We start from the raw sequence: 17,956 nt of genomic DNA, 5'->3' as shown, positions 1-17,956 counted from the left end.
AGGAGAGATAGGACACACAATCAAGTTGTGGCTCAGTTTATTGATAAAAATAAGTGGGTCTACGGTATTAGAGCAATATTGACTGTGCAATATAGAAAATATGCAATAAACTTATTTTCTACCTTTAATAAAATGCAGCAACCTAAACAAGGGTAAATTATGAGTAATTCAGATAACCACAGTCATCAAGCTCCAGACCCTAAAAATATGAATAAAGCTTTTTATATTGGGATTGGTCTAAATTCTGCATTTACGCTCATCGAGTTTATAGTGGGCTACTCAACTAATTCATTAGCTTTAATCGCAGACGCTAGCCACAACTTAAGTGATGTTGCCAGTTTAATAATCTCGTTAATTGGAATGAAATTAGCACAGAAAGCATCTACTACGCTTTATACCTATGGCTACAAAAAAGCTTCTATAATGGCGTCTCTTATTAACGCCATATTGTTAGTTACAATCGTTATAGGTATTGCGTATGAGGCCTTGGGTCGATTTGATACGATACCGGAAGTTGCAGGAAAAGTTATTATTATTACAGCTCTAATAGGTGTATTTATAAATACTGTTTCTGCTTTTGCATTCTACAAAGGTCAAAAAGACGATATTAATGTCAAAGGTGCTTTCTTGCATCTAATGGTAGATGCATTGGTCTCTGTAGGTGTCGTTATCTCGGGCATTATTATTTACTATACAAGTTGGAATATCGTTGATCCTCTAGTTAGCTTGATTATTTCAGTCGTTATACTGTTATCGACTTGGGGTCTACTAAAAGAGAGTATCAAGCTTGCTATCGACGGAGTACCTCAAAATGTTGATCTCAGTAAAATCACTGCTATCTTAGAGAGCTATAATTTTATTCAAAACTTTCATCATTTACATATCTGGGCTTTGAGTACCACTGAGAATGCTCTTACAGTTCATATTGTACCGAAGACCGATATAACGTTTGAAGAGACTATTACTATGAAAGAAAACATCAAGGAAGATTTGGCGCATCAGAATATACAACATGCAACTATTGAATTTGGTACTAAGGCAGATGACAATCAAAAATCGCGTGCATTAAATGAAAGTATCAACTAAAAGATGATAGACCGTATATAGCTATCTCTTTTTAAGTATGAGGCGCGTGCCTTATGTCAACATAATTTTTTCAATCAGTTCTTATGTGATCAATAGTTTAAAACTTTTATATTTACGTGCGTTAGGACGTTACCTAGAAAAAATAAAAAACTTACGCTGATTAAATTATTATGATTAAGTTTACTATTACCCTCGTCTTCTAAGTGTGGTTAGACCTTTGCCAAAATAGCTTATTAGTAATAACAGGGTTATTATTATCAAGATAGGATAATTTCCCATAAGCATAAAGGGCGTGTTACCAACCCGTGCCTGTATCTCACCACGTAGTACAGTACGCTCAAACTGCGGTGCGCGTTTTACAATACGACCTTTATGGTTAATGATAGCGGTAACACCAGTATTGGTCGCTCGAATAAACCAGCGCCCGTTCTCAAGCGCGCGCATTTGTACCATTTGCAAATGTTGCAATGGTCCTGCTGAAGTGCCAAACCAGGCATCGTTAGAGACGGTCAACAAAAAGTCAGTATCGATGGCATTTTTACGCGTGGTATCTGGATAAGCTACCTCATAACAGATAGCCGTCCCTATATTGTGTTCACGCACCTTTAGCGGTGACTGCTGATCACTACCACGACTATAGCTCTTAATATCCTGACTACCGGCCAAACTTGGGAAAATATCGAGCACGCCTTCAAATGGAATATACTCTCCAAAAGGCACTAGACGCTGCTTCTTGTATAGGCCTTCCGCTTCTACACCTCGAGCAATCACGCTATTGTAAAATGGGGGATACTTATCCGTACTGGCATTGAATGCCGCTTTATCCTTATAAGGGATACCAGTTATCCATGTCGTATTGGTCGCATTGGCCATTTCTATCATTTCACTAATAAAGCCCGCAGCCTCATCCTGAAACATCGGAATAGATGATTCAGGCCACACCACCACATCACGTCCCCACTCAGTGCGCGTTAACTTCGCATAAATCTTTAGCGTTTCTACTTGATATTGCGTCAGCCACTTTATATCTTGTGAAATATTACCTTGAATCAATGACACTGACAGATCAGGTGTGCCCTTAGGTTTTGTCCATTGCGGATTGACCAGCCATAATGATGTGCTAATGGCTAATAACAGTACAGAAACGACGGCATAACTACTGCGTCGAAGCAGTAGCTCTACTAAACTTGCAGCCAATAGTATGGCAACAAAAGAGACGGCAAAAACACCAGCAACGGGTGCTAAGGACGATAACCAATACTCTTCAGTAAATGCATAACCAACAAACAGCCACGGAAAGCCTGTGAATAACCAAGTTTTTAACCATTCTTGTAGCACCCAAAGAGCAGCAAATGAAAAGGGTTGTTTGCCTACCATACGGTTAAAGACTAGTGCTAAAAATCCATGAAACAGTCCCATACCGAGACCCATCAATCCAATCATAATCAATGCGAGCCACGTTGGAGTATCGCTATAATCATGGATGGCAGTATAGAGCCAAAAGCCGCCGACGCACCATAGCCCCATACCGTAAGCTTCACCGATAATAAAAGCGCGACGACCACTCATATTTGGTACCAACAGCGCATATAAAATCGCTGGTGACACTATTGCTAGCGGCCAGAACCCATGAGGCGCTAGCGCAAATAAAAAAATAGCCCCTGCAAGCCATGCTGCTACTAGCGTAAACCATAGCGGTAATTGATTTGAGTGAGTACTCAAACGCTTTTGTAGATTAATAGTAGACAGGCGCATCGCAAATTATCCAAAATTATGAGTTTTGAATTTTTAGTCAAAATCCAAAACTCGGATAGACCTGTTAATACTACAGGCAGCATTTCAAAATGAAAACTGCTTATGATACCAGTCCGCACTGCTCAATGGATAAATTTACGTACTCCGTTTGATGGGTTATTATGCTACATTACCAAACGATATGAAGTGTTACTTGACCTTCTATAGCTCACAATATCTACAGTACATGAGAGAGCACTATGACCCCCTTAAAAATAAAATCCAGTCTTATATTCAATCGTTATCTGTCTAAGGGGTTGCGTAGTACGTTAGTATTACTTGCCGCCTCATCACTATTTGCTTGTAGCCAACCGAGTAGTGGCGTATCTGATGCAAGCACAACATCGGCATCAACTGAAGATGTAGTGACTGTTCCGAAGACAGCTGAACCAAACGTTATAAATACTCCTATGATGACATCAGTAAGTAAACCAGACCTACTAAAAAACGTCTCAGCCACTGTCTATAAAGATGCCAATTGCGGCTGCTGTAAAGAATGGATAAGTCATGCAGAAGATAATGGTCTAAGTGCAACCGCGCAAGATGTTGCGGACTTAGCCGTATTTAAAGAGCGCTACAGCGTTCCAAATGAAATGCGTTCTTGCCATACTGTAGTCACTACTGATGGTTACGTCTTTGAAGGTCATGTACCCGCTAAATATATGGCGCAGTTTTTAGAAAATCCGCCAGTACAAGCTATGGGTCTTGCCGTACCTGGCATGCCTGTTGGTAGCCCGGGTATGGAGTATCAAAATAAATTCATGCCCTATCAGGTTATGCAACTCAATAAAGACGGGACGACCCAAGTTTATGCTGATATTGAATCGGTAGAGCAGCAATTATAGTGTGTTAGCAGTTAAGAATACTTTGATTATAGTGTTAGCGTTAAAAGCGAATGAAGCAAGTATAAGACTGTTCTATTGCTTATAAAATGATTCTTCATCAAAAAATTCATTAGCTATTGCGACTTTAAAATTAAAAATAACTTTGAATTTGTAACTTTTGATGACAATGTAAGCGGATTTATCGGTTATTAACCCTTAAAATAGATAAATAACTAAGGGTTAATACAAGAATATACAGGATGTATCGAAACAATTACGTAATATTACATAAGCCAGTAGGGAATTAACATCTATATTAATATTATAAATTATTATATTATCTTAATAATTAGTTAGACCCTATATAGGGTAATTACTTCATCCAATAGAAAAACGTCTGAGGGTTAAATCTAAATTATAGATTTAACCCTCAGACGTTTTTTTGCTTATAAAACAGTAGAAATTGTGGTCAATCTAGTCAGCTATATTCTGTACATGTTACACAAACTTACATTGTAAAATGTGGGATATTAGCAATTTTTTCGACATCAAAAAAGTATTTTTGGGGTTTTTAAGGGGGATGACAGGCTAAACAGCCTATGCTAAAGTCGGCTTTGTGTTTTGGTCAGCAGCTTGATTTGTAACAGCTTCGTAAGACTTCAATGAGCTGTGATCGCCAATAATCATTTTTTATATGAATAATATGCAGCAGAAGTATCAGTCACTATGACATATATATACTTGAGTTATTGAGATTTAATTGACTGCGCTGTTGTTGATAACAGACGATTTTGAATTAACCGTAGGTATTAGATTTATGAAACAGGCTTTATTGATTTTGTCAGTACTGGGTATGGGCATAGCACAAACGAGTGGTGCTGCTATCACAATCTCTCAAACAAATAATACCATCACCAATACTTCTGTGGCATCAAACTACGGTTCATCAAAAAACATCTATAGCACCAAAAGTGGTGCTTATGTTTCTAATAATGATGAAATTAGTCAAGCAATTAGCAACCTAAGTGCGCAGGCCAAGCAAAAAGAGAATCAGCTTTCATCATTAAACAGCCGCTTATACGCTGAAAAACAACAGCAGCAAGTCAATAAGGTTCCTGACAGCAATTCAGCCCCCGCTATCGCTGCTGCTCGCGCCTCAAAAGTGGCTTTATCTGGCAGCTCTGGATATTGTGCCCGTTACGTACGTAAAGCACTACAATCAGCTGGTTATGAATTTACACCCAATCCTTCAGCCTATCAGTACGCCACTCGTGGCACGCTTGATAAAGCAGGTTTTAGCAAAATCAGTAATGATATGCCAACCCAAGTAGGTGATGTTATTGTCTATGATCGCTCATCAAAGCGCCCGCATGGCCATATCCAAATATTTGATGGCGAAAATTGGATTTCTGATTTCCGTCAGAACAGCATCAGCCCATACAGTGGTGTCTATGCTTATACGACATGGCGCGATTCAAAATACGTGGATGACGCATCCGCATCAGATCGTAATATCTACCTTGCTATGAATGATAAATAAGACTTTCTAAGTCAGCACAACATAGTTGTTATTTCCTCCAACCCAGTAGTGATCTTAATATCATTGCTGGGTTTTTTTGTGCTTAACATCAGGGCGTATTTAACCTTTCATGATTTGATCCGTCAGAAATGAACACTACTGATATCATTACTCATGACAGGAGTTATCGACAAGCGCGTTTAAAATGCCACATGATGACGCTGGTGCACTACTTGCACATTTCTGGCGCAAAACGGTCAAGTGATGCTTTAAGTGCATCAGTTCTTCCATTCGTATTTCCACAGCATGAATGTGCTCATCTAGCAAGTTATTCACATCGCCGCAGTCCTTGTCAGGCGACTCCCAGTATTCAAGTAAGATTCGCACATCATCTAAAGCCATATCGAGCGTACGGCAATGTAGGATAAATTGTAGACGCTCAATGTGCTCTTCATTATATAAACGATAATTCCCTTCGCTACGAAAAGGCTCGGGTAATAAACGCTCTTTTTCATAATAGCGAATGGTTTCTACTGTGGCACCTGTGCGTTTAGCGAGCTCACCAATTTTGATTGTCATAACAACCTCTATGATTTAAATAATTAAAGTGGCTGTAAAGACTAGCGCTAGAGAAATTAAAATTACGAAACTGTAGATAAATAACCTTGACTCTAAAGCCACTATAGGGTTCATAATATCATTATTCAAAGGGTAAATTATTATGAAATATCATATTGAAGGTATGGACTGTGCCAGTTGCATCGGCAAGATTGAAACAGCTTTGAAACGTATGCCTGGGGTTTCTGATGTTCAGCTGAATTTCGCTACAGAAACGCTAGAGCTAAATTTAGCCCCTGGTGCGCCGACTCAGGCTAGTGATATCGAAAAAACAATCAAAAGCCTAGGGTTCGGCATCTCTGCCAATACTGGTCAACAAACTGTATCGGCTATTGATATTGACAGCGACAATCAGATGGCTCCGCAGGATAAGCAATGGTGGCAAACTCAAAAAGGCAAACAGGTTGTTGGCCTCGGTATTTTGATGGGCAGCGCTTATGCACTGTCACTACTGTTGCCCGCTTATGGGATATGGGTGTTTGCCATCGCTGTGATTGTAGGCGTTTTTCCATTTGCGCGCAAAGCCTTAGCACTGGCTAAAACAGGTTCATTCTTTTCAATTGAAACGCTGATGTCCGTCGCCGTGCTTGGCGCACTTATCATTGGTGAAGCTGAAGAGGCCGCAGCAGTTGTCTTTTTGTTCTCAATCGGTGAACTGTTTGAGAGTATCGCTGCTGATCGCGCTCGCGCTGGCATCAGAGCCTTATCATCGCTGGTTCCGAAAAGTGCAATTTTACTTGATGCTCAAGGTGGGCAGCGTAACGTTCCAGCGACTTCATTACAAGTGAATGACCTTGTGCTGGTGCGTCCTGGAGATAGGGTATCTGCTGATGGTTCCATTGTTCAAGGTGCGTCCAGCCTTGATGATTCGCCCGTGACGGGAGAGTCTGTTCCTGTTGCCAAGACGATGGGTGACAATGTATTTGCAGGGTCAATTAACATCGATGGTGTGCTCCAAGTGCGCGTAGAAAAGACAGCCGCCGATAACACCATTTCGCGCATTATTGAGCTGGTAGAGCAAGCCCAAGCCTCCAAAGCACCCACTGCCCGTTTTATTGAGAAATTCAGTCGCTATTACACACCGGCAGTGATGGCTATTGCCGCACTAATTATTATCATTCCACCGTTAGCCATGGGTGGAGATTGGTCGACTTGGTTGTATCGCGGTCTAGCACTGTTGCTGATTGCCTGTCCCTGTGCTCTTGTACTATCAACACCCGCTGCCATCGCCTCTGGTCTTGCTGTTGGTGCGCGCCGTGGCTTGCTGATCAAAGGCGGTAGTGCTTTAGAAACTATCGGCCAAGTGAAGACGGTCGCTTTTGACAAGACAGGCACTTTAACTGAAGGCAAACCACGCGTGACCGATGTTGTTGCCTTTACACAAGAGGACTCAAGTATTCAAGGTCAGAATTCTCAAGGTCAAGATGAGATATTGGCACTTTTTGCCAGTGTGGAGACTGGTTCTAGTCACCCACTTGCTGAAGCCATTGTCAGCCATGCTGAAGCCGCTAAAGTTGTTATACCTGTGGCTTCCAAAGCTTCTGCTACTGCGGGTAAAGCGGTACACGCAACTGTCGCGGAGCGCGCGCTAGCTATCGGTTCGCCTGTTTACGCAGCCGATGAGGCATTGATTTCATCCACACAACAGGCGCAAATTGAGGCGCTGCAAAATGAGGGTAAGACCGTCTCTGTTCTTTTCGATGAGCAAAACCGTGAAGTGCTTGGATTAATCGCGCTAAGAGACGAATTACGAGACGACGCTCATGAAGGTGTGGCTCAGCTCAAAGCGATGGGTGTGCGCTCCGTCATGCTAACAGGCGACAACCGCTTAACCGCTCAAGCACTTGCCAGTAATTTAGACGTGGAATGGGAAGCTGAGCTGTTGCCTGAGGACAAACTGCGCCTGCTTAACGAGATGAAGAACAACCGCAAAATAGCGATGGTTGGTGATGGTATTAACGATGCGCCAGCGCTAGCAACTGCCGATGTTGGCATCGCGATGGGTGGTGGTACCGATGTGGCCATTGAGACGGCCGATATCGCATTATTAAAAAGTCGTGTTACGGATATGGCTCATCTCATCGCACTTTCACGTGCCACCATGCGCAACATTCATCAGAACGTCATTTTCGCTTTGGGTCTCAAAGGCGTCTTTCTGATCACGACCGTATTCGGCATTACTGGACTATGGATTGCGGTTCTAGCTGATGCTGGAGCAACAGTGCTCGTTACTCTTAATGCGTTACGTTTACTGCGCTTTAAGGGAGCGCCTCCACTGGTAAATCCGCCTAAAGTAGTTAAATAAAACCCTTCGAAATCAATTAAAAACTAGAGATAGCAGCAGATTTCGGGGGTGGGTTCTAATAATAAAAATTCCACCGCCACAGTAAACTGCAACCGCATTAGAGTAAATAAGGTTAGACCGTATGTTGATTACAGAATTGGGCTATTTTGCCTTGCTTACCGCTTTTGTATTGGCGTTATTGCAGGTAATTCTGCCAACTATTGGTGTTATTCATAACCAAGTTGCTTGGCAACGACTAGCCCCTAGCTTAGCTTGGGCACAGTTTGCCGCCATGATAACGTCATTTGGCGCTTTGATAGCAGGTTTTTATTATAATGATTTTAGCCTCAGTTACGTCGCGCAGCATTCCAATACGCTGTTGCCTTGGTACTATAAGTTATCGGCGACATGGGGCGGACACGAGGGCTCTTTGCTGCTATGGATGACCATCATGGCCACATGGTGTGCACTGGTATCATACTTTAGTCGCGGCTTGCCGTTATCAATGCGTGCGCGGGTATTAGTTATTTTGGCCGGTGTACAGTTAATGATGCTAACGATGCTGATATTTACCTCGTCACCGTTTGAGCGTACCTTACCCAATCTAGCGGTCGATGGCGCTGATTTAAATCCTGTCCTACAAGATTTCGGTCTGATTATTCATCCGCCCATGTTATATATGGGCTATGTGGGTATGGTAGTACCTTTTGCATTTTGTATGGCGGCATTGTGGGAAGGGCGTTTAGATGCTGCTTGGACACGCTGGTCACGTCCATGGGCGCTCGCGGCTTGGGGGTTTTTGACCATTGGTATTGCACTGGGCTCGTGGTGGGCCTACTACGAGCTTGGCTGGGGCGGTTGGTGGTTTTGGGATCCGGTAGAGAATGCCTCGTTTATGCCTTGGCTTGTCGGCTTAGCATTGCTGCATTCATTAGCAGTCACTGAAAAGCGCGGGGTGTTTAAAGCATGGACCATTATGCTGGCTATTTTCGCCTTTGCCTTAAGCTTGCTTGGCACGTTCCTGGTACGCTCTGGAGTCCTTACCTCAGTGCATTCGTTTGCCGCTGATCCGACGCGTGGTTTGGTTATCTTAGCTATTCTTGGCATTATCATCGGTAGTGGTCTATTAATGTTTGCCGTTCGAGGTTGGCGTTTAACCGTTGAAAGTCAATATCAGCTGATTTCACGTGAGTCCTTTTTAGTGATCAACAACGCCATCATTTTGATTGCAACCTTAGTGGTGCTGCTCGGCACCCTTTACCCTATTATCGCTGATGCCTTTGGTTTAGGACAAGTGTCCGTTGGCCCTCCTTATTTTAATGCATTATTTGTACCTTTAACGTGGCTGTTATTAATAGCTATGGGTATGGGCTCAAATATTCGCTGGAAAAAAGACACCCGTCCACTACTGGGTATAGGCATGGTCATCGCCGTTAGTAGCTTAGTATTAGCTGCCATTATTACTTACTTTGTTAATCCATCGTCTATGCTTAATATTGGTGTGACTTTAGCCGTTAGCTTTTGGGCACTGCTATGGATGGCAGTTGATTTTAAAGATAAAACTAAGAATGCGCCTAATCTTTTTAACGGTTTGCGGCAGTTGCGTCTGAGCTATTGGGGTCAACAGACTGCTCATATTGGCGTATTGGTTGCTGTCATTGGCATAGCCTTTACTAGTAGCCTGAGTATTGAGCGTGACGTAGCAATGGGTATTGGCGATACAGTCAATGTTCAAGGTTACGATTTTGAAGTAACTGAATTTTTTGAAATAAAGGGTAGTAACTTTGATGCAACGCAAGCGCAAGTCGTGGTATCCAAAGACGGTCGTGAAGTGGCGAAACTGACTCCAGAAAAGCGTACTTATATTATCAGCACGATGCCAACGACTGAAGCCGCTATTGACCCCAGTCTTATGCGCGATGTTTATGTCGCACTGGGCGAACCTATTGCCGATGGTAGTAACCAATGGGCATTAAGGATTTATGTAAAACCATTAATTCGCTGGATTTGGTTAGGGGCAATTATCATGGCTCTAGGTGGATTAATTAGTATGCTTGATAAACGATACCGCATCAAAAAAGTTAAAGCTCCATTGCTAGTTACTGGTGATCTGGCTACTGATGGAGTCAATGAGGTAGCTATTGAACAGGCAATCTCAGCATCGACGATGTCGACACTAAAGGAGAAATAAATGACTATGTCGAATAATACTCCTGAGCAAAAAGATAGCCAAAACAGTAAGCAGCGTAACCCAAAGACAATGAAAAAAAAGCAGACGAAGCTATGGTTCTTAATTCCGCTTATCCTCTTTTTTGGTTTGGTAGTTATATTGTACATGCGCTTAGGTAAACCAACAGACATTGTGACCAATACCGCTCTTGAGCGTCCGGTTCCTACCTTTGAGCTGCCGTTATTAGCAGATACTACCCGTACTATCACCAATGATAATTTGCCGGATAAGCCGTTTTTACTTAATGTTTGGGGCTCATGGTGCCCAACTTGCGTTATTGAGCATCCGTTTTTAATGCAACTAGAAGAGCGCGGCGTTGATATCGTTGGTGTGAATTATAAGGATGAGATTGGTAATGCGCTCAGTTACTTAAACCAAGGCGGTGATCCATTTTCTATGTCTATTCAGGATTCATTGGGTCAGTTTGCTCTAGACTTAGGCATAACTGGTGCGCCCGAAACCTTTGTTGTGGATGGAGATGGCATCATTCGTCAGCATATTGTTGGTGAGATTAATGAAGCCAATTGGCAACAGCGTGTTAAGCCGTGCCTGACAGTACTTAATAAGGCTAATAAGAACAACGATAGTCCTGATCTCATTCAGGTTGAGGAGATGTGCAAATGAACGTTACTCGAATAAGAGCTCCTCAACTAAAACCCAATATAGTTTTAAAACTAGCAAGCTTAATACTAGCGTGTCTGCTTAACATGACGGCAAACGCAGCTATTGACGTATACGATTTTGACTCACCACAGCAAGAAGCTCAGTATCGTGGATTAATAGAAGAGTTTCGCTGCCCAAAATGCCAAAATCAAAACCTTGCAGCCTCTGATGCACCGATTGCACAGGATCTAAAGCAAAAAGTCTATGATTTAATTAAAGATAGACGTAGTGATGCTGAAATACGCGTCTATATGCAAGAGCGCTACGGTGACTTTATTAGCTACAAGCCGCCTATGCGACCATCAACATGGATCCTATGGTTTTTTCCACCACTATTATTGCTCGTCTTAATTATTGGTTGGTTTTGGCAAAGTAAGCGTCGCCAAGTTGTTGCCCGTGGTCAAAGCGGCGTCACAGTGAACAGTACTGCTGCCTTGACCTCTACGGAAAAGGCTGAGCTTGATCGTCTATTATCGCAAGCTGAGAGTGTCGACCACGACATTACTAGCCTAGAGGACAAAAAATGACTCTATTTTCTACTTTTGGCTTATTTGTAACTCTAAGCTTGCTGATTGCTCTTATATTTGCGCTGATTGCTATTATGCCATGGCTACGAGCACCGCGTTTGCAGTCCAAACCAATAGACAATCAACTGCTAGATATTAATGTTGCAGTATTTCGCGAACGTTTAGCTGAGCTACAAACAGATAAAGACAGCGGTACTATTAATAATAGCCATTATCAAAATCAAAAGCTGGAACTGGAGCGTCAGCTATTAGATGTGCAGCGTCAGATAACACCTATGGTCACCCCTGATGTCAAAAGCCGTTTAATTGTCGCAGCTTGGATCCCAATATTGGCTGCAATGGCGTATTTACTAATAGGCAATCGTACGCCCGTGTTTGATTTGTGGACAGCTGAGGACAAAGTAGGACAAGTGGCTGACGACCTATTGACAGCTAAAATTGACAAGCCGCCATCATGGGCGTTTGAAGATGGTCGTCAACTGATTAGCGCCATGCAAACCAATGTTCATCGTAATGCTGATGATCCTAATCGCTGGATGCGCCTATCCGAGCTTTTCTTATCTATGGAGGCAACTGATTCTGCGCTGGAAGCCTTATCTCGTGCCTATCGTTTAGCTCCTGAAAATGAAGAAATCGCCACCACTTATGCTCAGACTAGCTTTTTCGTTAATGAAGGTCAGTTAGACGCCAATATTCGCCGTGTATTACAAGCTATATTAGCTAAGAATCCGCAGCATGAACGGGCTCAAATGCTCATGGCAATGGGTGAGACTCGTAGTAGTAACTTTGCCCAAGCGCAAGGTTGGATTAAACGCTTACAAGGCAGCATTGTGGCCAAACCAGGTGATCATACTAAAGCTTTAGCAAGCTTAGATGAGTTAAGCAACTACGTTAGCACGCAAGAAAAGCAAGCGCTAGAAGGTATTGACGTGACAGTGAAAATTAACGCTAATTTATTACCGTTAGTGAAAGCTGATGATGTGTTGTTTGTTGCGATACGTGACGTTAAAGGAGGTCCACCGTTTGCCGCCAAACGTTTACCCATTAGTATTATCAAGCAAGGTGAGGCTAGTATCCGCTTAAGCAATCTTGATGCGATGATGCCAGATCGTACGTTAAATTCAGCTCGTAGTGACAAAACTCAGTTAGCAGTCGTTGCTCGTATTAGTCATAGCGGTAATGCCATAGCAGAGTCAGGCGACTTATCGGGTAATCCTATAGTGATTAGCGCTGAACAGACTCAGGTTAATGTTGAAATCAATCAACAGATTCCCTAATAAAAAATTATTACCGTAAGTTTCATAACACCAGAGCGGTAAGTGGAGCCGTTTATAAAAGTGGCGCGATTAATAGTCGTATACCAAAAACATATACGTTTAACATTGTTCATTGTATAAACACAGATAAAGAAAACAACTATGACTGAATCTACCGACAGATTAGATAGTACTAAATTGAATAGCGTTGAATCGGCTAGTACTAATATTGCTGACAATAAAGTACCTATAGCTGTGAGTAGTACTCATCAATCGATTGACTCTAAAACCATGAATCATACGCCTAAAGCTATGTACGTGACTTCAGGCAACTCGATAACACCTAAAGGTAAGTTGGATAAAATGCCAAAAATGGTTGCCAATGGCAGTCGCGCTTTTATCTGGTATTTGTTGGCGATAATGGTGTTAATACTTGATCAATGGACTAAGTGGTTGGCCCAAACCAAATTAGCGTTCAATGACCCCGTACCGGTCATTGAACCATTTCTCAACTGGACACTCGCTTATAACTATGGGGCAGCATTTAGCTTTTTAGCCGACGCTGGCGGTTGGCAGAAATGGTTTTTCTCAGGCTTAGCTTTTGTAATGGCTATCTTTTTAACGATTTATTTAATCAAAGCGCCACGTACAGCCAAGCTATTGTCTATGGGGTTGGCCTTAGTGCTTGGCGGTGCGATTGGCAACTTAATCGATCGTTTAAGAATTGGCAAAGTGGTTGACTTTATCCATGTGCATTATGCTGATGTCTGGAATTATCCTATTTTCAATGTTGCAGATATAGGTGTCTGTGTCGGTGTAGCGTTGATTATAATTGATATGATATTTTTGGAAAGTAAGCGTAATGAATAAACAAGTGAATATTGATCAGTACAAATAAAAAGAACTAGCGTCATAGCTGCTCTATACGGAAAGATACTTTTTATACTCAAGTGTGTTTATAAAAATGCGAACTGGAAGGTGATATATGATTAATACAAATACTCTCTCATTCTATATCCCAAAACCCAATGCATAATTGTATGCGAGTGAACGCAGGATGATTTTGAAGTGGCTAGACGAAGGCGTGACGTGCTAAGTGGTAGATGACAAAAACCAGTACTTCAAAGCTCTGGACAGGGCCATTATTATAAAGACATTGAATACCGCCTAAATTATTTATTGAAATAACAAAAGGATAATATAGTGTCACATGCTCAGCTAACTATCAAACAAATACATAATCTTAGAAAAAAACAAAGTGCCGCATTAAAAAGCCTTACCATTATAGGCTACCTAGAAGGCACCTCTTTCTTATTATTGCTCTGTATCGCCATGCCACTAAAATATATGCTGGACATTCCAGAAGGTGTGAAATACATCGGTATGGCACACGGTATATTGTTTATTACCTATATCATAATACTTATAGGCTCAGCTATCAAAATGAAAATGCCTCTTTGGGCAATACCTGCGGGCGTACTCGGCTCACTCTTACCTTTTGGCCCGTTTATATTCGATCATTTACTAAAAAAGAATTTACAGGAAAGTGTAAGTAAAGAAGCCTAGAACAAGCCCTGCTGCAAATGCTACAAACGTACCTTATTACTCAAGATTATTTTTCCTAACTAAATCACAAGCCGCCATCACTCATCATGGCGACAAATGAATAACATTGAGCAGAAATTAATCACAATAAAATTTTAATTCAGACCCAGTATGAATAATCTAACACTCTAGTCACTTTTCGAACTTATCTTACATACTATCGACAAACCCGTATTGTTTAAAAGCTAAACAGGTTTTGTCATCCGCGATGGATTTCCTATTATCCTAGGGTATACCCTAAGGGAACCACCTATTTCACCCTTCAAACCTATTAACAGACCACTTAAAACAGACTGGTATAATGGAACCACTTATAACAGACTATTTTAGGTGTTTATGTTTATTAGAGCGTATCTACGAGCTTCAACCAAAGAACAAGATGCTAAGCGTGCCAAAAGCGAGCTCATAGCATTTGCCAATGATCATGGCCACAAAATTGCTGCCTTCTATGTCGAAAACGAATCAGGCGCAACTTTAATACGTCCACAGTTAATGTAAGTGATCGATGATGCCTATGAAGGCGATATAATTTTGGTAGAGCAGATTGACCGCTTAGCACGTTTAAACCAAGCTGATTGGGATACTCTCAAAAGAATGCTATTAGAAAAGAATCTGGGGTAGTATCAAAAGAGCTACCGACCTCATATATGACGCCTCAATCTGAGAGCAGCACTGAATTTATGAGCAGCGTATTACAGTCCATTAATTCGATGATGCTTGATATGCTCGCTGCTATTGCTAGAAAGGACTATAAAGATCGACATAACCGTCAGGTGCAAGGTATTGCTCATGCTAAGACAGAAGGTAAATATTTAGGGCGTAGGAAAGATACCGAAAAGCGTAAGATTATTGCTAGCCTCCTAAAATCTGGGCATAGCTATTCTGAAATACAAGCTACAGCTAAGTGTTCGCGTCAGCTGATAGCTGTTATAGCTAAACAAATACTCAAATACTCAAATACTCAAATACTCAAATACTCAAATACTCAAATACTCAAATACTCAAATACTCAAATACTCAAATACTCAAATACTCAAATACTCAAATTTTAGGAGCTGTAATAATTCTTGTCAAACAAAAGTAATCTGTTATCAAAGTTCCTTTAACATATTCTATTTTTAGTAGTTTATTAGCTTGAATAGGGTCAAGAAAAATATTGATTACTTTTCAGGCTACGGTATTTTCGCCGAATCGTTTTACAAACGAATCATCATTGGAACGATAATATTGAGACTAGCTTGAGCTTGATTATCAAGGCAGACTTTCCTGCGTATAGCAGGGTTCGTCTAACTATTCAAACCATCTGCTTCATCTTTAAAGGTCTCTACAACGATAGAGAAAATATCGTCCCAAACCTCATCATTTGCCAAAAACGGATAATCCTTCAGTAGCTTATTACTTTTAGCACCCTTATTTTGTAGCATGCTGCGAATGATTCTATCGGCATAGCTGTTGGGCATCTCAACAATCTCTTTTATCGCCAGTCGTGCATGGTCATGCTTTCTTAGGTACTGTGACTCGTTATGCATCTCTTTTTCAATAACATGAGCAATCAGTCCTGATAAGTACTGAACGTGAGGCGTTAGATCCATGAAGCGCCATGCAGGTTGAATCAGGTGAGTATTTCCAAAATTTAAGTTTGAGCGAATACCATCAGGGTAGGTAACTGCCTGTTTATCAAAGCTGTAATGATCACGGATTTGCTTCATGAGCGGCACAGAGACACGGTCTAAAATCTTATCATAGGCATGCCGGTCTGAGGGATGCTCGGCAATGGCTTGTGATATAGGTAGGATAATCGGCTCATGAATGACCTGGTCTCGCCTGAGGACGTCATTAATTAAAAAGCGATGTACACGGCCATTGCCATCCGCCAGCGGATGAATATATACAAAGGCAAAGGAGGCAACCGCACTACGCATCAGTGCTGATTGTCCCTCAGTCTTTTCCATAAATACCTGTAATCCTTCTAACTTATCAGCAATGTCATCAGCTGGTGGAGCAATATAATGCACAATTTCTTTAAAGCCATTGACCTGAGTATGCGACACAAAAACTGGTGATTGACGGACACCATACTGCTGGATAACCGTTTTGCTACCGAGTATCTCTTGTTGCAACTCTGCTAGTGATTCAGGATCAAGCGGAATGTCACCGGTGCCGGTACGCCGTGCCATCACATCGGCAAAACGTTCAATGCGTTTTAACTCTTTTCCCTCACCTTCTATAGTAAAGCTGGCTTTACTCTCTCGTAGGGTCATCCATACGGAGGCGCGCATCAGTAAGTCTTGCCCAAATTCATCGTTAAGTTTGTCAACCATTGTGGCAATATCGAGTGCAGCTGCTTGCGTAAAGGCCTCTGTTTTTACCAGCATCGGACAGAAATGACGGGTTCCTGCTAGATTGTCATTGATACGCCAGCGAGCGTTCTTGATGACCTGCGAAGGACTTGAAGTAACCAACTTCTTGGTATCCAAAGCATCCACATAGTTACCGCCTATATTACTCGGTACCTCTAAATGCTTATCCATGAGCCACTCATACAAGAAAGCCATTCTACGGGCATAGCTGCCTGTCGGCTCAGCGTTTACCCATGCTTGCACGTCATTTGCCCCTATCTGCTCAAATAGACGAACCAGTAACTCTAAATTCAGTACTTCATGACGCATGTGAAACTGTAAGTGCGCAATGATAGTGTCCAGTGGACGTGCGGTTTCCTGATAAGCGTTATGAATGACGTCACCGTCTTTATAGGTTTGTCTGCGCCCACCGATACTACTGCTGACATATAAAGGCGAAACCAGCTCTATGCTGGCATAACGGACAAGCCATGCTGCGCCAATAGGATCTGAGATAGGGGTATTCATCATGAGTGGCTCAAGCGATTATAGATAAGCCATTTTGCGCAAAAACAATTATGAATGCAATATAATGATTATTATAAAGCCTTATTGCATTAAAACGATTTTCTTATGACGTTGCGATGCCTTTAAATCAAGACCAAAGGTCACGTTGAGTCGATATTTAAAATACCTCAGCTATTGACCTGCTTTAAGACACGATAAACGGTAGCTACGCCAACACCAACCGCCTTAGCGATCTCTTCTTTTGTCATATTGTTTTGACTAGCCAATGCTTTAATACGATTGTGTTTTGCGGTATTGGCTTTCTTACCAGTGGGTTTATAGCCACTGTTGGCCAATCCTTGTTTAATGCGCTCTCTACGCTTGTCATTATCAAGCTTTGCCATGGTCGCTAATAAATCGATCAGCATATCGTTAATCACTTTTAGGATCTCACCTGTCATACCGTCACTCATCGTATGTGTGGTTGGTAGATCAGCCACCACCAATCGTAAGCCCTTATCTTTAATACGCTGCTTTAGAATCGAAAAATCATCTTGAGATAGTCTGCTTAATCTATCCACGCTTTCAACCAATAAAATATCGCCTTGCTCGGCGTCCTTTAGCAACTTAGCTAAGATTGGTCTATCGAGCTTTGTACCACTGAAGTGCTCAACGTAATCAACATAGCTATCACCATAGCGGCT

At 41.8% G+C, this 17,956-nt stretch carries 14 protein-coding genes and 1 pseudogene; 11 read left to right on the top strand and 4 right to left on the bottom strand.

The annotated features are described in order from the left end of the window. The first annotated feature begins 159 nt into the window (after positions 1 to 159). On the top strand, positions 160 to 1,086 hold the full coding sequence (locus SJY28_RS13655; RefSeq protein ID WP_114701933.1) for a cation diffusion facilitator family transporter: 927 nt from the start codon (positions 160 to 162) through the stop codon (positions 1,084 to 1,086). A gap of 186 nt (positions 1,087 to 1,272) precedes the next feature. Here the strand turns inward: SJY28_RS13655 and lnt are convergent, their stop codons facing one another. Further along, entirely contained in the window at positions 1,273 to 2,841 is a 1,569-nt protein-coding gene (gene lnt, locus SJY28_RS13650) for an apolipoprotein N-acyltransferase (protein ID WP_068039556.1), read from the bottom strand. Positions 2,842 to 3,080: 239 nt separating this feature from the next. On the opposite strand from lnt, the gene SJY28_RS13645 reads away from it, so the two are divergent. Together SJY28_RS13645 and SJY28_RS13640 are read left to right on the top strand one after the other, a co-directional pair. After that, a complete protein-coding gene (locus tag SJY28_RS13645; RefSeq protein WP_082787298.1) occupies positions 3,081 to 3,725 on the top strand; it encodes a DUF411 domain-containing protein in 645 nt (214 codons plus the stop codon). A gap of 796 nt (positions 3,726 to 4,521) precedes the next feature. Further along, complete coding sequence (locus tag SJY28_RS13640) at positions 4,522 to 5,244, top strand: CHAP domain-containing protein (protein ID WP_057758750.1); 723 nt, start codon at positions 4,522 to 4,524, stop codon at positions 5,242 to 5,244. Positions 5,245 to 5,391: 147 nt separating this feature from the next. Here SJY28_RS13640 and cadR read toward each other — a convergent pair whose 3' ends face one another. After that, entirely contained in the window at positions 5,392 to 5,802 is a 411-nt protein-coding gene (gene cadR, locus SJY28_RS13635; protein ID WP_007394845.1) for a Cd(II)/Pb(II)-responsive transcriptional regulator, read from the bottom strand. Between the two features lie 142 nt (positions 5,803 to 5,944). Here cadR and SJY28_RS13630 point away from each other — a divergent pair, with 142 nt between their 5' ends. From SJY28_RS13630 to SJY28_RS13595, 8 genes and pseudogenes are all read left to right on the top strand, one after another. Continuing rightward, entirely contained in the window at positions 5,945 to 8,146 is a 2,202-nt protein-coding gene (locus tag SJY28_RS13630) for a heavy metal translocating P-type ATPase (RefSeq protein WP_102083145.1), read from the top strand. Positions 8,147 to 8,267: 121 nt separating this feature from the next. Further along, entirely contained in the window at positions 8,268 to 10,316 is a 2,049-nt protein-coding gene (locus tag SJY28_RS13625; RefSeq protein ID WP_379545051.1) for a heme lyase CcmF/NrfE family subunit, read from the top strand. Beyond that, the gene (locus tag SJY28_RS13620; RefSeq protein WP_379545049.1) at positions 10,317 to 10,979 is read left to right on the top strand and encodes a DsbE family thiol:disulfide interchange protein; all 663 of its coding nucleotides are present in this window, start codon (positions 10,317 to 10,319) and stop codon (positions 10,977 to 10,979) included. An 83-nt stretch (positions 10,980 to 11,062) separates the two neighbouring features. Next, entirely contained in the window at positions 11,063 to 11,545 is a 483-nt protein-coding gene (locus SJY28_RS13615; RefSeq protein ID WP_020443538.1) for a cytochrome c-type biogenesis protein, read from the top strand. Further along, the gene (ccmI, locus tag SJY28_RS13610; protein ID WP_025643930.1) at positions 11,542 to 12,822 is read left to right on the top strand and encodes a c-type cytochrome biogenesis protein CcmI; all 1,281 of its coding nucleotides are present in this window, start codon (positions 11,542 to 11,544) and stop codon (positions 12,820 to 12,822) included. The genes SJY28_RS13615 and ccmI overlap by 4 nt, the downstream gene beginning before the upstream one ends. Before the next feature lie 141 nt (positions 12,823 to 12,963). Beyond that, positions 12,964 to 13,671 carry a signal peptidase II gene (lspA, locus tag SJY28_RS13605; protein WP_037026031.1) on the top strand — a complete coding sequence of 236 codons (708 nt, stop codon included), beginning with the start codon at positions 12,964 to 12,966 and terminating at the stop codon, positions 13,669 to 13,671. Between the two features lie 333 nt (positions 13,672 to 14,004). Then, positions 14,005 to 14,367 carry a DUF3817 domain-containing protein gene (locus tag SJY28_RS13600; RefSeq protein WP_058023733.1) on the top strand — a complete coding sequence of 121 codons (363 nt, stop codon included), beginning with the start codon at positions 14,005 to 14,007 and terminating at the stop codon, positions 14,365 to 14,367. A gap of 375 nt (positions 14,368 to 14,742) precedes the next feature. Continuing rightward, positions 14,743 to 15,344: pseudogene (locus tag SJY28_RS13595) on the top strand (recombinase family protein); the annotation flags it as partial. A 348-nt stretch (positions 15,345 to 15,692) separates the two neighbouring features. Here SJY28_RS13595 and SJY28_RS13590 read toward each other — a convergent pair. Both SJY28_RS13590 and SJY28_RS13585 read right to left on the bottom strand, forming a co-directional pair. Then, positions 15,693 to 17,276 (bottom strand): Fic family protein, encoded by a 1,584-nt coding sequence (locus tag SJY28_RS13590; protein ID WP_114701979.1) that lies wholly within the window; start codon positions 17,274 to 17,276, stop codon positions 15,693 to 15,695. 164 nt (positions 17,277 to 17,440) lie between these two features. Beyond that, positions 17,441 to 17,956 (bottom strand): recombinase family protein (locus SJY28_RS13585; RefSeq protein ID WP_379545048.1); only part of this gene is annotated, 516 nt, incomplete at its 5' end.

Origin of the sequence: Psychrobacter sp. R86515 (genome assembly GCF_042466315.1) — a bacterium.
Taxonomy (GTDB): Bacteria; Pseudomonadota; Gammaproteobacteria; order Pseudomonadales; family Moraxellaceae; genus Psychrobacter.
The sequence above is the reverse complement of the archived record's forward strand: the minus strand, read 5'-3'. Positions and strand labels throughout refer to the sequence as shown.

Bases quoted from the DNA above. Each gene is read 5' to 3' on its own strand.
- SJY28_RS13620 (WP_379545049.1), top strand. From the start codon at position 10,317: ATGACTATGTCGAATAATACTCCTGAGCAAAAAGATAGCCAAAACAGT.
- lnt (WP_068039556.1), bottom strand. From the start codon at position 2,841: ATGCGCCTGTCTACTATTAATCTACAAAAGCGTTTGAGTACTCACTCA.
- ccmI (WP_025643930.1), top strand. From the start codon at position 11,542: ATGACTCTATTTTCTACTTTTGGCTTATTTGTAACTCTAAGCTTGCTG.
- SJY28_RS13655 (WP_114701933.1), top strand. From the start codon at position 160: ATGAGTAATTCAGATAACCACAGTCATCAAGCTCCAGACCCTAAAAAT.
- SJY28_RS13630 (WP_102083145.1), top strand. From the start codon at position 5,945: ATGAAATATCATATTGAAGGTATGGACTGTGCCAGTTGCATCGGCAAG.
- SJY28_RS13645 (WP_082787298.1), top strand. From the start codon at position 3,081: ATGACCCCCTTAAAAATAAAATCCAGTCTTATATTCAATCGTTATCTG.
- SJY28_RS13640 (WP_057758750.1), top strand. From the start codon at position 4,522: ATGAAACAGGCTTTATTGATTTTGTCAGTACTGGGTATGGGCATAGCA.
- SJY28_RS13590 (WP_114701979.1), bottom strand. From the start codon at position 17,276: ATGATGAATACCCCTATCTCAGATCCTATTGGCGCAGCATGGCTTGTC.
- cadR (WP_007394845.1), bottom strand. From the start codon at position 5,802: ATGACAATCAAAATTGGTGAGCTCGCTAAACGCACAGGTGCCACAGTA.
- SJY28_RS13615 (WP_020443538.1), top strand. From the start codon at position 11,063: ATGACGGCAAACGCAGCTATTGACGTATACGATTTTGACTCACCACAG.
- SJY28_RS13625 (WP_379545051.1), top strand. From the start codon at position 8,268: ATGTTGATTACAGAATTGGGCTATTTTGCCTTGCTTACCGCTTTTGTA.
- lspA (WP_037026031.1), top strand. From the start codon at position 12,964: ATGACTGAATCTACCGACAGATTAGATAGTACTAAATTGAATAGCGTT.